Below are 14713 nucleotides of genomic sequence, written 5' to 3' on the forward strand. Positions count from 1 at the left end.
CCCAGCGATTCCCTCACCAGGGGCGTGACACACGTCACAGCATGGCTAAAAAATACCCTTGTAGCCCTGCCACCCGCCGGCGATCTTCGTCCGCGCCCCGAACGACCCCTTGCCGTCGCCGTTATTGCGCCAGAGATTGCCGGAGGTGTCCCTGGAGACGAGGTCGGCCTTGCCGTCGCCGGTGATGTCACCGACGCCGACGACCGCGTCGTAGGAGCCGCCCCACGCGCTGAACACCTTCACGCGCGCCTTGAAGGTGCCGTCGCCCTTCCCGTCGTAGCGGTACAGGTTGTTCGACTTGTCCTGGGCGAGGAGATCCCCGACACCGTCACCGTTGAGGTCCCCGGCGCCCACGATCTTCTTGTACGTCTTCCAGTTGTCGTAGAGCTTCACGCGGGCGGAGAGCTTGCCGGTGCCGGTGCCCTTGTAGAGGTAGACGGTGCCGGTGGAGGCGTTGCGGGCGATCAGGTCGGGGAGGCTGTCGCCGTTCACGTCGCCCGGCGCGGTCAGCACGTCGTACTGCGTCCAGCCGGAAGTGCCGAGCGTCGTGTACGCCGTGGACGGCGTCAGCTCCGCTCCGCAGCGCGGCTTGTAGAGCCGCAGGGCGCCCGAGCTGTAGCGGACCAGGACGTCGTTGCAGCGGTCCCGGCTCAGGTCGCCGACCGGGACGAACTTCGCGCTCGTCGGCCAACCGGCCCCGGTGGTCTTCCCCGCGAACGTGCCCTTGCCGGTGCCGTGCTGGAAGGTCAGACCACCGGAGGAGTTGAGGGTGAGCAGGTCGCCGACGCCGTCGTCGCCGATGTGGTCGTGGCGTACGGGCTCGGCCTTGGTCAGCCGGGCCGTGCCCTTGACGGTCAGCGGATCGCCGACGCCGTCCGCGGGGGTGACGGTGAGGGTCCAGTCGTAGGTGCCGTTCGGCGCGAACGCGTCCCCGGTCCTCGTCGAGTCGGCACCGTGCCAGCCGACGGTCAGTTCACCGCGCGCGGCCGTGCCGTCCCGGCCGTCCGTGTAGGTCTTCCCGGTCACGCGGTTGCGCGCGCTCAGGGTCCAGTTGGAGGACGGCTTCGACAGCAGGACGGTGGCCAGGGTGCCCGGGACCGTGTCGACCTCACTCGCCTCGACGAACGGGTACGCCGTGACCGGCGCGAGGAGCCGCAACGGCTGCTGCGGCACCCCGGAGGGCACGAGGTGCACCTGCTCCTGGTCGTCGACGTAGGCCGCGTTGGCGCCCGCCTCGTCGACCGTCCAGCGCACGTCACGCTGCGAGACCCCGGTGTCGGGGAGGTCGCCGATGACCCGGCCGGCGGCGGTCCCGCCGACGACCGTCGTCAGCACCAGCTTTCCGGCGGCCTTGTCATGCGTGACGACATACCCGTCGCCGAGCTTGGCCTCGTCGGCGGGCACGGCCACGGACTTCTTCGCCGTACGGTCGTAGACGCCGGCCCTGCCGTCGCAGGTCCAGTACAGATAGCGGCCCAGCGCCTGGAGTTCGGTGGGGGTGCAGCCGGCGTCGGTCGTCAGCGTCTCGGTGGTCTTCTTCGTGCTCAGGTCGTACGCCGTCACCGTGCCGGGAGTCGCGCCCGCCGTCCACAGGACGTCACCGTCGAGAGCCGCGGCGCCGGGGGCACGGGTCACCTTGGGGCCGGAGCTGTCGCCGAGTCTGAGGACGATCTGCTGGGTCGCGGTCGTGTGGATCACGTACTCCCCGGAGACGTCGGTGATCCGACCGCCCGCGGGGACGTAGTGCTCGTCCCAGTCGTACTCCTTGGGCCCGTTGGCCCGGAGCCGGTCGCGGCTCGCGGTGTCCCGCATCAGCCAGACCGCGCGGTCGTCGGCCGTACCGAACACCGCGCAGCCGCCCTCCGTCGCCGGGCAGCTGTACAGCTTCATGTCGGTGCCGTCGTACGAGGAGCGCTCCCCGTACGTGGGCGTTCCGGTCACGGCGACGGTCCGGAGGTACGTGTCGCGGTACTGGCCGTCCCGACTCTCGTCGGCGACCAGGAGGCGCCCCTGCTCCAGGGCGAGCCCCTGGATCTCGTACGGCGGTCGCGGCAACGCCTTGACGAGGGTGACGGCGGGTCTGCCGTTCTCGTCGGGGTGGATGCGCTGGACGCCCCAGTCGTCGACGTCGGTGCCGGTGCGTCCGACGGCGACGGCGTTGCCGGAGGGGGAGGCGGAGATGCCGTCGTTGGAGGAGGTGAGCAGGGTGATCGGAGCGCCGCCCTTGATCGGAACGGCGGTCACCTCGGTACCGCCGGCGGGCCGGTGGACGAGCCAGTCGCCGACCACCGAGAGGTCGTCGGCGGGATACGCACCGTCCGCCCTGTCCAAGGTCACCTCGACGGGGGCCGCCGAGAGATCGGCGCGGGAGTAGACGTACACCTTCGAGGCGGACCGGCCGGCGTACTGGACCAGGTAGTCGGGCGACAGCTCGGTGTAGACGTTGCTGCTGGGCAGGGTCTGCGTCCAGCTCTTGACCTGGCCGGTCTGCGGGTCGACGGCCACCGATCGGCGCGTGCCGTCGACGAGGCCGCTGAAGACGAGCCCGGTGGCGTCACCGCGCAGCGGCGCTCCGAGGGTCAGCTCCTCGGGGACTCCGGAGACGACCACGTCACGGGTGGTCCCGTCGGGGCCCGCGCTCAGCAGGTGGTTGACCCGCCTGTTCGTCCCGTCCTCCGCGGTGACCGTCTCGAAAGTGGCGACGATGCCGCCGAACACCCCGGACCACACACTGCGCCCCTCGGGGATCCGCAAGGTGCTCATCGTCCGGTCGACGGCGTTCCACAGGTCGACGTGGCCGTCCTGGTAGCGGAACGACGCGATGTCATCGCCCGTCCCGTCATCGGTGGCCAGGCCCGGGGAGGCCGCCGGCACCTCGAAGGACCTGCCGTCCGAGTATCGCGTCCACACCAGTCGGGAGGGGTCGTAGAGCCGGTGGAAGGCTCCCTGGCCGCCCGCTCCGTCCCCGCCGTAGGTCTCGTCGGAGTAGAAGAGGCTCGTCCGCGTGTGACTGCTGTTCAGCGTCGCCGGTACGACCGTCTCCTGCGGCACCTCCTCCGCGGCCGAGGCCACCGGCAGCAGCGGGCTGAGGCCGGCCGCGAGCATCGCGGCGGCACCCACGAGTCGTACGACGGCATGACGCGCCAAGGCGAACCCTCCCCAGAAGCACGAGAGGAAGCGGGCACTGCGTCAGACTCCCCGGCCCCGGCCGTCGCATCCCCCTCAGAAGTCGGCTGATCCTACAGCTTTCACACAGTGCGGAGAGAGCGTTTTCCGGCCGCGTGAACGACGAAGCGCCGCGACCCTCCCGGCACGGGGGATCACGGCGCCTGTCTGCTCACTTACCGTCAGCCGTTGCGCTTCCAGCGCGGCTTGTCGTCGCGGCGGCCGAAGGACGAGCCGGAACCGGAGCCGGTGCCACGGTGGTCGTCACGGCGGCCGTACGGGCGCTCGTGGCCACCGGAGCGGAAGCCCGGACGGTCGTCGCGGCGGTCGCGGTTGAAGGGACGGTCGCTGCCACGGTGCCCACCGCGGTCGTCACGGCGCTCGAAGGAACGGCCGGCCGGACGGTCGTCACGGCGGAAGCCGCCACGGTCGTTGTCCCGGCGCTCGAAGCCACGCTCGCCACGGTCACGGTTGTCGCGGTTGTCGCGGTTGAAGCCACCCCGGTCGTCACGGCGCTCGAAGGAACGGCCACCACGGTCATCGCGGCGGTCGTCACGGCGGAAGCCGCCACGGTCGTTGTCCCGGCGCTCGAAGCCACGCTCGCCACGGTCACGGTTGTCGCGGTTGAAGCCACCGCGGTCGTCACGACGCTCGAAGGAACGGCCACCACGGTCATCGCGGCGGTCGTCGCGACGGAAGCCGCCACGGTCGTTGTCCCGACGCTCGAAGCCACGGCCACCGCGGTCGTCACGACGCTCGAAGGAACGGCCGGCCGGACGGTCGTCACGGCGGAAGCCGCCACGGTCGTTGTCCCGACGCTCACGACGCTCGTACGGCGCCGCGCTCTCGGTCCGGTCGACGTCCTGCGCCGCGGGCTGCTCGGGCACGGCCACCTCGGCGGCGGCCACGGCCTCCGCCTGCGCCTCGGCCACCGCGGCCTCCGGGTCCTCACCGCGGTCGCGGGCGGCCCGGGCGACGAGGCGGTCGGCCTCCTCGCGCAGCTCGGCGGCACGGCGCTGCGCCCGCTCCAGCTGCTTGGTCAGGGAGGCGACCTCACGCTCGGCCTGCTGCGCGGCGTTGCCCGCGGACTCGGCCTGGACCTCGGTCATCGACCGGGCTCCGGTGATCTCGGCGACCTCGGGGTCGAAGGCGCCGGCGCCCTGGATGATGTGCCGGCCGGCGTCGACGCCCGCGTCCTCCATGAGGCGGAAGATCTGGCGGCGCTGGTGCGGCAGGGAGAGGGAGACGACCGTACCCGTGCGACCGGCACGCGCCGTGCGGCCCGCGCGGTGCAGGTAGTCCTTGTGGTCGCCGGCCGGGTCCACGTTGAGGACCAGGTCGATGCCGTCCACGTGGATGCCGCGGGCGGCGACGTCGGTGGCGACGAGCGCGTTGACGTAACCGTCCTTGAAGTCGGCCAGCGTGCGGGTGCGCGCGCCCTGGGTCATGCCGCCGTGCAGCGCGTCGGCCTTCACGCCCGCCTCGCGCAGCTGCTCGGCGATGCGGTCGGCGCCCAGCTGGGTGCGGACGAAGATGATGGTGCGGCCCTTGCGGGAGGCGATGGCCGCGGTGACCGGCGCCTTGTCCTTGGGCTTCACGATCAGGATGTGGTGCGACATGGTCGTGACGTTGCCCTGGGCGCTGTCGACCTCGTGCGTGACGGGGTTGCTCAGGTAGCGCTTGACCAGGGTGGAGATCTCGTTCTCCATCGTGGCCGAGAACAGCATCCGCTGGCCGCCGGCCGGGACCTGGTCGAGCAGCTCGGTGACCTCGGGCAGGAAGCCCAGGTCGGACATCTGGTCGGCCTCGTCGAGGACGGCGACCTCGACGTTCTCCAGGGAGCAAGCGCCGCGGTTGATGATGTCGCGCAGGCGGCCCGGGGTGGCGACGAGGATGTCGACGCCGCGCTCCAGGGCGTAGATCTGGTTGCCCATGGACGTGCCGCCGCAGACGACCTTCATCTTCAGGCCGACGACGTCGCCGTACGGCTGGAGGGCGTCCGCCACCTGCATGGCGAGCTCACGGGTCGGGGTGAGGATGATCGCGCGGGGCTTGTGCTTCTCGGTGCGGCCGCCGGCGAGACGCGCCAGGGTCGGCAGACCGAAGGAGAGGGTCTTGCCGGAGCCGGTGCGGCCACGGCCGAGGATGTCCTTGCCGGCCAGGGCGTCCGGGATGGTCGCGGCCTGGATCGGGAAGGGGGTGGTCACACCGTTCTGCGCGAGCTTGCGCACGACGCCCTCGGGGAGACCGAGGTCGGCGAAGGTGACCTCGGGGGTCTCGTCGACCGAGTCGGCCGAGTCGACGGTCTCGACCGAGTCGACGGTCGCGAGCGCCTCGACGGCCTCGTTCTCGTCGTTCTCGGGCATGACGATGTGATCAGAACTGGAAATGGACATGCGTAAGCGAAACCTTCCGGAGTCTCGTCGGCACGCGCCCGTCAACTCCGTGATTTCGCAATACGACCGCCTCTATGCGGTCAGCCACGGCAAGGGAGAGAACGCGCCACACGGCGCTCTCTGCAATGGCGCCGGGCAATGGGATCAAACGATCTACCACCATACGCACCCTCCACCCCCGAAGGCAAACCAATCCACCCGGACTAGACGTACGTCACACCGCCACGCCCTCACGGACCTGTCACTCCCTCACGCCGGTGAACCCGCCGTCGGCGCCGGCTCCCGCTGGACGAGTTGCGCCTCGGTGTCCGGGTGCGCGGAGGAGGACGGCTCGGCGGTCGGCGTCGGCGGCTCCGGCGACGGGGGCTCCGGCGTCGGCGTCACCGGGTCCGGGTCGGCCGGCCTCGTCGGCGTCGGCTGCGCCTTGGTCGGGGTCGCCTGCCCCGGCTTGTCGGGCTTCCCCGGCTTGGGCTTCGCCGAGGGGGACGCCTCGTCCGCGGCGGACGCCGAGGCGGAGGGGGACGCCGACGCCCCGTCCTTCCCCTTGCCCTTCTCCTTCTTCCCGTGCTTGCCGTCGACGCCCGCCGCCCCGTACCCGGAGCCGCCGCCGGACACCGCCGCCCCGCCGTCCGGCGCCTCACCGCCCCGCTCGCCCGCGGAGTGCGAGGGCTTGGCGCTCTTTCCCCCTTCGTCGTCACCGACGCTCATACAGCCGGCGGCAGCGGCGACGGCCATGACCGTGGCGGCCAGACGGACGGGTACGTACTTGGGGCGCACGGGCAGCCACCTCCGAGGGCGGGTGAGGGAGTCAACCTGTTCAACTCCCGCCGCCCGCAAGAGGACACGCGCCGGCCCCCGGTGCGGCCCCGACCGCACCCGAGCCGCGCCCGACCCCGCGGATCACGCCCCCGTCCCCGACAATGGCCCTGTGCTGGAGATGACGCGCGACACCTTCGAAGAGCTGGTGGCCGAGGCCCTGGACCGGATCCCGCCCGAGCTGACCCGGGTCATGGACAACGTGGCGGTGTTCGTCGAGGACGAACCCCCGGCGGACGACCCCGACCTGCTCGGCCTCTACGAGGGCACCCCGCTCACCGAGCGCGGCGAGTGGTACGCGGGCGTCCTCCCCGACCGCATCTCGATCTACATGGGCCCGACCCTGCGCCACTGCGAGACCCGCGACGACGTCGTCCACGAGGTCGCCGTCACCGTCGTCCACGAGATCGCCCACCACTTCGGCATCGACGACGAGCGCCTGCACGAACTCGGCTGGGGCTGATCACCGCGGGCGAAGTCCGCCGCATACCCGCCCCCGCACTTGGGCATACGGGACCAATGGCCCGCGTCCCCGCCGCAGTCCTGAACGCCCTGATCCGTCTCCGCCGCTCGCCGCGCGCCCTCGCCCGGCACTACCGCACCCGCCGACCGCACCCGGCCGTCGAGCTCGTGCCCCAGCCGCACCCGTGGGGCCGCGCCCTCGGCCTGGTCGCGGTCGTGCTGCTCGGCGCCTGGCTGGGCCTGCTGATCGTCGGCAACGTCCGCACCCCCGTCGGGCCCATGAACACCACGATGACCCTGCGTCCGTCCCTCACCGGCGGCACGAAGATCAACGTCTCCCCGCTCGGCGCCCTGCAACTGGACAGCCACCACGCCCCGGTCCGCCTCGACGTCAACGTCGACCAGCTCGACCCGGTCCGCTCCCAGGCCCTGGTCGACCACCCCGAACGCCTCTCCGGCCTCCAGGACGAGGTCGCGAAGGACGTCGAACACGGCACCCTCGACCTGGCGCTGCGCTCCTGCGTCGCCGTCGTCGCCGGCGCCACCGCCCTCGGCCTCGCCGTCTACCGCCGCCCGCGCCGCGCCCTCGCCGCCGGCGGCCTCGCCCTGACCCTGCTGGCCGCGTGCGGCGGGACGGCGTACGCCACCTGGAACCCCGACTCGGTCCTCCAGCCGAAGTTCTCCGGCCTGCTCTCCTCGGCCCCGTCCCTGGTCGGCAACGCCCGCAGCATCGTCACCGAGTTCGACGTCTACCAGCAGGAGTTGGCCCGCCTGGTGACGAACGTGACCAAGCTGTACGACGTCACGTCCACGCTCCCCGCCTACCAGCCGGACCCCACGACCATCCGCGTCCTGCACGTCTCCGACATCCATCTGAACCCGGCGAGCTGGAAGATCATCGCCTCGCTGGTGGAGCAGTACCAGGTCAACGTCATCGTCGACTCCGGCGACACCATGGACCACGGCACCGCCGCCGAGAACGGCTTCCTCGACCCGGTCGCCGACCTCGGGGCGCCGTACGTCTGGGTCCGCGGCAACCACGACTCCCGGGTCACCCAGCGCTACCTGGAACGCATGAAGAACGTCCACGTCCTCGACGACGGCCGCGCCGAGACCGTCGCCGGGCTGCGCTTCGCGGGGCTGGGCGATCCCCAGTTCACGCCCGACCGCAGCGAGAAGTCCGGCGCCCAGGAGACCCAGGAGGCGGCCGGCGCCCGGCTCGCGGCGTCGCTGCGGGACTGGACGACCGCCGGGAAGCCCGTCGACGTCGCCGTGATCCACGAGCCCTCCGCCGCCCGCGAGGTCGACGGCTCGGTCCCGCTGGTCCTCTCCGGGCATCTGCACCACGAGGAGACGGAGGTCATGAGCAACGGCACCCGGCTGCGCGTCGAGGGCTCCACCGGCGGCAGCGGGCTGCGCGCGGTCGAGGGCAAGTACCCGGACCCGATCGAGGCCTCGATCCTCTACTTCGACCGCGACACCCGCCGCCTCCAGGCCTGGGACTCGATCGAACTGGGCGGCCTCGGCCTGACGACCGCCGAGGTCAGCCGCCATCTCCCGGAGGAGAACCTGCCGGGCGCGACCCGCACGCCGACCCCCTCCCCGACCCCGCCCTCCACCCCTTCCGGCCGGGCTCCCTAAACCGTTTTGGCGATACCTCCCGGCATCCCATATGCTTCTCACGTCCCCGACGCGCTGCGAAGCGCAAGGCGGGCCGATAGCCCTCATCGTCTAGCGGCCTAGGACGCCGCCCTTTCAAGGCGGTAGCACGGGTTCGAATCCCGTTGGGGGCACGCAACACCGTGTGCGACACTGTCGTACGCAACAGCTTGGTCCTGTGGAGCAGTTTGGAGTGCTCGCCACCCTGTCAAGGTGGAGGCCGCGGGTTCAAATCCCGTCAGGACCGCTGAGGTTTCCTTGAAGCCTCGTGGCTGGGTAGCTCAGTTGGTACGAGCGATCGCCTGAAAAGCGATAGGTCGCCGGTTCGACCCCGGCCCCAGCCACTCAGTACGAAAACCCCCACCGGACAACCGGTGGGGGTTTTCGTCGCTCACAGAGAGCCTGAGGGGGGTTCTTGAGACGCATCACCAGGGGAATCGTGACCGCTGCGGCTGTCATGTTCTCCACATTCGCGATTCCCGGCACCGCACACGCCGCCGGACCCAACGTCAAAGAGGCGTACGGCGACCAGGCCGACTGGTCGGTGCTCGACGTACGGCTCAACTACAGCGGTGAGATCGACAAGATCACCGCGTCGCTGCGGCCCGTCGGCAGCGACGCGTCGGACGCTCCGGTCGCGACCGTCACCGACTTCAAGCTGACGTACTACGTGAGTCCCTGGGAAGGTGTCTGGTCCTCCCAGCCCATCCACCTGGACACCCTCGGCGACTACACGGTCGACATCGAGGCCACGAACACCGCCGGTGAGACCACCGTCCAGCAGGACGCGGGCAAGCTGCACTACCAGAAGCAGCCCGTGATCAGCGGCTTCGCCGTCACGCCGGAACAGCCGGACATCGAGCACAAGACCGTCACCGCCACCGGCGACATGGTGGTCCGCGACCCGCGCACCCGCGAGACGGTGCCGCTGCCCGGCGCCACCGTGGACCTCACGTTCGACCAGAACCAGGACGCGACCACCGTCACGGACGACGCCGGCCACTTCTCCGCCTCCCACGAGACGACGGCGGGTGGCTGGACCTTCGCCCAGTATGAGGGCGATCTCGGCTTCGCGATGAGCCCTTGGATCGACGTCCGGCCCAAGGCGGCGCCGACCCGCTTCGTCCTGGACCGGAGCAGCTTCCACGTCGTCGCGAACGAGAAGGTCGCGGTCACCGGCACCCTCCAGTACCAGAGCGGCGACTCGTCGTGGAAGCCCTTGCCCGGCATCCCGCTGGAGATGGACTACAAGGACTGCACCACCTGCAACCCGGCCGAGGCGACCACCGACGCCGACGGCCGCTTCTCGCTCGAGAAGTACCCGTGGGGCAGCAAGTCCACGTTCGAGGTGGCCTTCACGCCGTACCCGTACAACCCGTTCATCCAGCGCACCACCACCGCGGACGTCAGCGTGGCGGTCACGGCCACGACCAAGTTCACCGAGTTCACGGCGGCGATGGACAAGTACGCGCAGCTGGAGATCACCGGCAGCCTCGACGCCATCGGGCGGGACACCAGCGACCAGGTCAGCGTCGACATCCAGTACTCGGCCAACGGCACCAGCGGCTGGACCACGCAGAAGACCGTGAAGACCCGCTTCGGCTCCCAGTTCGTCGTCGAGAAGCTGCCCGGCTACACGGACGGCTACTGGCGCCTGCGGTACGCCGGGTCCACCACCAAGGACATCAAGGGCACGGTCTCCAAGAGCCTGCGCAAGAACCGGGCCGTCACCCGCGTCAAGGACGCCAACGCCTCCCCCGAGCCCGTATACAAGGGCCGGACGATCACGGTGAAGGGCATCCTCCAGGACCGCCAGCCCGGCTCGTCCACGTGGAAGGCCTACGGCGGCAAGAAGGTGCAGATCCTCTTCCGGCCCAAGGGCCAGACCACCTGGTACCTGATGGCCACCGTCACCACCAAGACCAACGGTTCCTTCAGCAAGGGCTTCACCGCCAAGCAGGACGGCACCTGGGTCCCGGTCCACCTGTACCCGGACAGCAGGCACTTCGTGGGAAGCGGCCGAGAGGACTACGTGGACGTGCGCTGACGCACGCACCGCAGGGGTGGGGGGCGACGGCACGCCCGACGTCCCCCACCCGCCGGGACCCGGACGGCGCCGCGCGGCCGCCCGGGACACCGCGGCAAAAGCGTTAGCCACGAATTTCCCGGGGATGAGATCCTGGATCGCGTATGTCTACGCATCCTGCCCCCGCCCCCGGCGCCTCCGACGCCCCGAGCCTCGGCGCCCTCGCCCCCCGCCTGAGCGAGCTGTCCCTGCGCGACGCGCACCGGATCGGCCGCCGGCTCGAAGGTGCGCGCAAGATCCGCAAGCCGGAGGCCCGTGCCGCCGTGCTCGCCGAGATCGAGGGCGAGGTCGCGAAGGCCGAGGAACGCATGGCCGGGCGGCGCTCCCGCGTGCCCGCCGTCAGCTATCCCGAGCAGCTCCCGGTCAGCCAGAAGAAGGACGAGATCGCGGACGCCATCCGTGATCACCAGGTCGTGATCGTGGCCGGTGAGACCGGGTCCGGCAAGACGACGCAGATCCCGAAGATCTGCATGGAGCTGGGGCGTGGCGTCCGCGGCATGATCGGGCACACGCAGCCCCGTCGTATCGCCGCCCGGACCGTCGCCGAGCGCGTGGCCGAGGAGCTGAACACCCCCCTCGGCGAGGCCGTCGGCTGGAAGGTGCGGTTCACCGACCAGGTGAACCCGGACGCCACCTTCATCAAGCTGATGACGGACGGCATCCTGCTCGCCGAGATCCAGACCGACCGCGAGCTGCGCGCCTACGACACGATCATCATCGACGAGGCCCACGAGCGGTCCCTCAACATCGACTTCCTGCTCGGCTACCTCGCCCAGCTGCTGCCGAAGCGCCCGGACCTCAAGGTCGTGATCACCTCCGCGACCATCGACCCCGAGCGCTTCTCCCGGCACTTCGGGGACGCCCCGATCGTCGAGGTCAGCGGCCGGACCTACCCGGTGGAGGTGCGCTACCGCCCGCTGCTCGAAGAGGACTCCGACGACGCCGACCGCGACCAGATCACCGCGATCTGCGACGCCGTCGAGGAGCTCCAGGCCGAGGGCAAGGGCGACATCCTGGTCTTCCTCTCCGGCGAGCGGGAGATCCGCGACACCGCGGACGCGCTCAACAAGAGGAACTACCCCCGCGCCGGAGGCGCCAATGGGCAGGGCACGGAAGTCCTCCCCCTCTACGCCCGGCTCTCGCACGCCGAGCAGCACCGCGTCTTCCAGCCGCACACCGGCCGCAGGATCGTTCTGGCGACGAACGTCGCCGAGACCTCGCTGACCGTCCCGGGCATCAAGTACGTCATCGACCCGGGCTTCGCCCGTATCTCCCGCTACAGCCACCGCACCAAGGTCCAGCGGCTCCCCATCGAGGCGATCTCGCAGGCCAGCGCCAACCAGCGCAAGGGCCGCTGCGGCCGTACGTCCGACGGTGTCTGCATCCGGCTGTACAGCGAGGACGACTTCCTCGCCCGCCCGGAGTTCACCGACGCGGAGATCCTCCGCACGAACCTCGCCTCCGTCATCCTCCAGATGACCGCGGCCGGCCTCGGCGACATCGAGAAGTTCCCCTTCATCGACCCGCCGGACCACCGCAACATCCGCGACGGCGTGCAGCTCCTCCAGGAGCTCGGCGCGCTGAACCCGGCCGAGAAGGACCCGCGCAAGCGGCTCACCGACACCGGCCGCAAGCTCGCCCAGCTGCCCGTCGACCCGCGGCTGGCCCGCATGGTCCTGGAGGCCGACAAGAACGGCTGTGTCCGCGAGGTCATGGTCATAGCGGCGGCGCTGTCCATCCAGGACCCGCGTGAGCGCCCCGCCGACAAGCAGACCCAGGCCGACCAGCAGCACGCCCGCTTCCGCGACGAGACCAGTGACTTCCTCGCCTATCTGAACCTGTGGCGGTACGTCCGCGAGCAGCAGAAGGAGCGGGGTTCGAGTTCCTTCCGCCGGATGTGCAAGCAGGAGTACCTCAACTTCCTGCGCATCCGCGAGTGGCAGGACATCTATACGCAACTGCGTACCGTCGCCAAGCAGATGGGCATCCATCTGAACGAGGAGGACGCGCCGGACCAGTCCGTCCACGTCTCCCTCCTCGCCGGCCTTCTCTCCCACATCGGGATGAAGGACGTGAAGGACGGCAACAAGAACGAGTACCTGGGCGCCCGCAGCGCCAAGTTCGCGATCTTCCCGGGCTCGTCGCTCTTCAAGAAGCAGCCCCGTTTCGTCATGTCGGCGGAACTGGTGGAGACTTCACGCCTCTGGGCCCGCGTCAACGCCAAGATCGAGCCGGAGTGGGTCGAGCCGCTCGCCGAGCACCTGCTGAAGCGGACGTACTCCGAACCGCACTGGGAGAAGGACCAGGCGGCCGTGATGGCGTACGAGAAGGTCACGCTGTACGGCGTACCGATCGTCGCCCAGCGCAAGGTCAACTACGGCCGGATCGACCCGGAGACATCCCGCGAGCTTTTCATCCGCAACGCCCTGGTCGAGGGTGACTGGCGCACGCACCACAAGTTCTACGCCGACAACCGCAGGCTGCTGAGCGAGGTCGAGGAGCTCGAACACCGGGCCCGCCGCCGGGACATCGTCGTGGACGACGACACCCTCTTCGACTTCTACGACCAGCGGGTGCCCGAACACGTCGTCTCCGGCGCCCACTTCGACTCCTGGTGGAAGCGCAAGCGGCACGAGCAGCCCGACTTCCTCGACTTCGAGCGGGAGATGCTCATCCGGGAGTCGGCGGAGGCGGTCACCAAGGCCGACTATCCGGACTCCTGGCGGCAGGGGCAGCTGAAGTTCCGGGTCACCTACCAGTTCGAGCCGGGCGCGGACGCCGACGGTGTCACCGTCCACATCCCGCTCCAGGTCCTCAACCAGGTCACGGACGAGGGCTTCGACTGGCAGATCCCGGGCCTGCGCGAGGAGGTCGTGACGGAGCTGATCCGCTCCCTCCCCAAGCCGATCCGCCGCAACTACGTCCCGGCGCCGAACTTCGCCAAACGCTTCCTGGACACGGCGGTCCCCCTCCAGGAGCCGCTGACGACCACCATGGCCCGCGAGCTCAAGCGCATGGTCGGGGTGCCCTTCGAGGCCGAGGACTTCGACTGGTCGAAGATCCCGGACCACCTGCGCATCACCTTCCGGATCGTCGACGAGCGGCGCCGCAAGCTGGCCGAGGACAAGGATCTGGAGGCGCTGAAGCTCCAGCTGAAGCCGAAGGCGCGCAAGGCCCTCTCGCAGGCCGCGGCGGCCACCGCCGAGCGCCAGGGGGGCGAGTCCCTGGAGCGCAAGGGCCTCACGGACTGGACGATCGGCACGCTGACGCGGGTCTTCGAGACGCGCCGGGCGGGTCAGCCGGTGAAGGCGTACCCGGCCCTCGTGGACGACGGCGACACCGTCTCGGTCCGCCTCTTCGACACGGAGGCGGAACAGGCGGAGGCGATGTGGAAGGGCACGCGCAGGCTGGTGCTCCGCAACATCCCGGTGAACCCGGCGAAGTTCGCCAGCGATCACCTGACGAACGCCCAGAAGCTGGCGCTCTCGGCCAACCCCCACGGCACGATCCAGGCCCTGTTCGACGACTGCGCGATGGCGGCGGCGGACAAGCTGATCGGCGACTTCGGGGGGCCGGCGTGGGACGAGGAGTCGTACCGGAAGCTGTACGACAAGGTCCGCGCGGAGATCGTCGACACGACGGTGCGTACGGTCGGACAGGTGCAGCAGGTGCTGGCCGCCTGGCAGGCCTGTGAGCGGCGTCTGAAGGGCGTACGCAGCCCCGCGCTCCTCGCGAACCTGACGGACGTGCGCAAGCAGCTGGACGCCCTCGTGAAGCCGGGCTTCGTGACGGCGACGGGGCTGCGCCGGCTGCCGGACCTGATGCGCTACCTGGTCGCCGCCGACCGTCGCCTCCAGCAGATGCCGACGGCCGTGCAGCGGGACACCACGCGCATGGAGAAGGTCCACGAGATGCAGGACGAGTACGCCTGGCTCCTGGAGCAGATGCCGCAGGGCCGCCCGGTGCCGACCGCCGTCCTGGACATCCGCTGGATGATCGAGGAGCTCCGGGTCAGCTACTTCGCCCACGCGCTGGGCACGGCGTACCCCATCTCGGACAAGCGGATCGTGAAGGCGATCGACGCGGCCGTACCGTAACCGCCCCTGCACACTGGGTGAGTTCGCGCAGG

The 14713-nt window shown here is 70.3% G+C and carries 7 protein-coding genes and 3 tRNA genes; 7 read left to right on the plus strand and 3 right to left on the minus strand.

Annotated features, from left to right (window positions below; all coding sequences use genetic code 11):
- Nucleotides 1–45: 45 nt before the first annotated feature.
- The 3 genes from EJC51_RS23785 to EJC51_RS23795 form a co-directional block, all read right to left on the minus strand.
- Nucleotides 46–3147 (minus strand): FG-GAP repeat domain-containing protein, encoded by a 3102-nt coding sequence (locus EJC51_RS23785; protein ID WP_244362816.1) that lies wholly within the window; start codon nucleotides 3145–3147, stop codon nucleotides 46–48.
- 200 nt (nucleotides 3148–3347) lie between these two features.
- Nucleotides 3348–5561 carry a DEAD/DEAH box helicase gene (locus tag EJC51_RS23790; protein WP_126272943.1) on the minus strand — a complete coding sequence of 738 codons (2214 nt, stop codon included), beginning with the start codon at nucleotides 5559–5561 and terminating at the stop codon, nucleotides 3348–3350.
- 249 nt (nucleotides 5562–5810) lie between these two features.
- Nucleotides 5811–6338 (minus strand): hypothetical protein, encoded by a 528-nt coding sequence (locus EJC51_RS23795; protein WP_126272944.1) that lies wholly within the window; start codon nucleotides 6336–6338, stop codon nucleotides 5811–5813.
- Between the two features lie 151 nt (nucleotides 6339–6489).
- Between EJC51_RS23795 and EJC51_RS23800 the strand changes: the two genes are divergently transcribed.
- From EJC51_RS23800 to hrpA, 7 genes are all read left to right on the plus strand, one after another.
- Nucleotides 6490–6840 (plus strand): metallopeptidase family protein, encoded by a 351-nt coding sequence (locus tag EJC51_RS23800; RefSeq protein ID WP_126272945.1) that lies wholly within the window; start codon nucleotides 6490–6492, stop codon nucleotides 6838–6840.
- Nucleotides 6841–6896: 56 nt separating this feature from the next.
- Nucleotides 6897–8480, plus strand: coding sequence for a metallophosphoesterase family protein (locus EJC51_RS23805; RefSeq protein ID WP_126272946.1), 1584 nt, complete (start codon nucleotides 6897–6899; stop codon nucleotides 8478–8480).
- Nucleotides 8481–8559: 79 nt separating this feature from the next.
- Nucleotides 8560–8632 (plus strand) — tRNA-Glu (locus EJC51_RS23810).
- A gap of 38 nt (nucleotides 8633–8670) precedes the next feature.
- Nucleotides 8671–8745: transfer RNA gene (locus tag EJC51_RS23815), tRNA-Asp, on the plus strand.
- A gap of 23 nt (nucleotides 8746–8768) precedes the next feature.
- Nucleotides 8769–8842, plus strand: a tRNA-Phe gene (locus tag EJC51_RS23820).
- Nucleotides 8843–8955: 113 nt separating this feature from the next.
- A complete protein-coding gene (locus EJC51_RS23825) occupies nucleotides 8956–10545 on the plus strand; it encodes a hypothetical protein (RefSeq protein ID WP_244362819.1) in 1590 nt (529 codons plus the stop codon).
- Nucleotides 10546–10688: 143 nt separating this feature from the next.
- A complete protein-coding gene (gene hrpA, locus EJC51_RS23830) occupies nucleotides 10689–14681 on the plus strand; it encodes an ATP-dependent RNA helicase HrpA (RefSeq protein ID WP_126272948.1) in 3993 nt (1330 codons plus the stop codon).
- The last annotated feature ends 32 nt before the right edge of the window (nucleotides 14682–14713 follow it).

The organism is Streptomyces aquilus (assembly GCF_003955715.1).
Classification (GTDB): Bacteria; Actinomycetota; Actinomycetes; order Streptomycetales; family Streptomycetaceae; genus Streptomyces; species Streptomyces aquilus.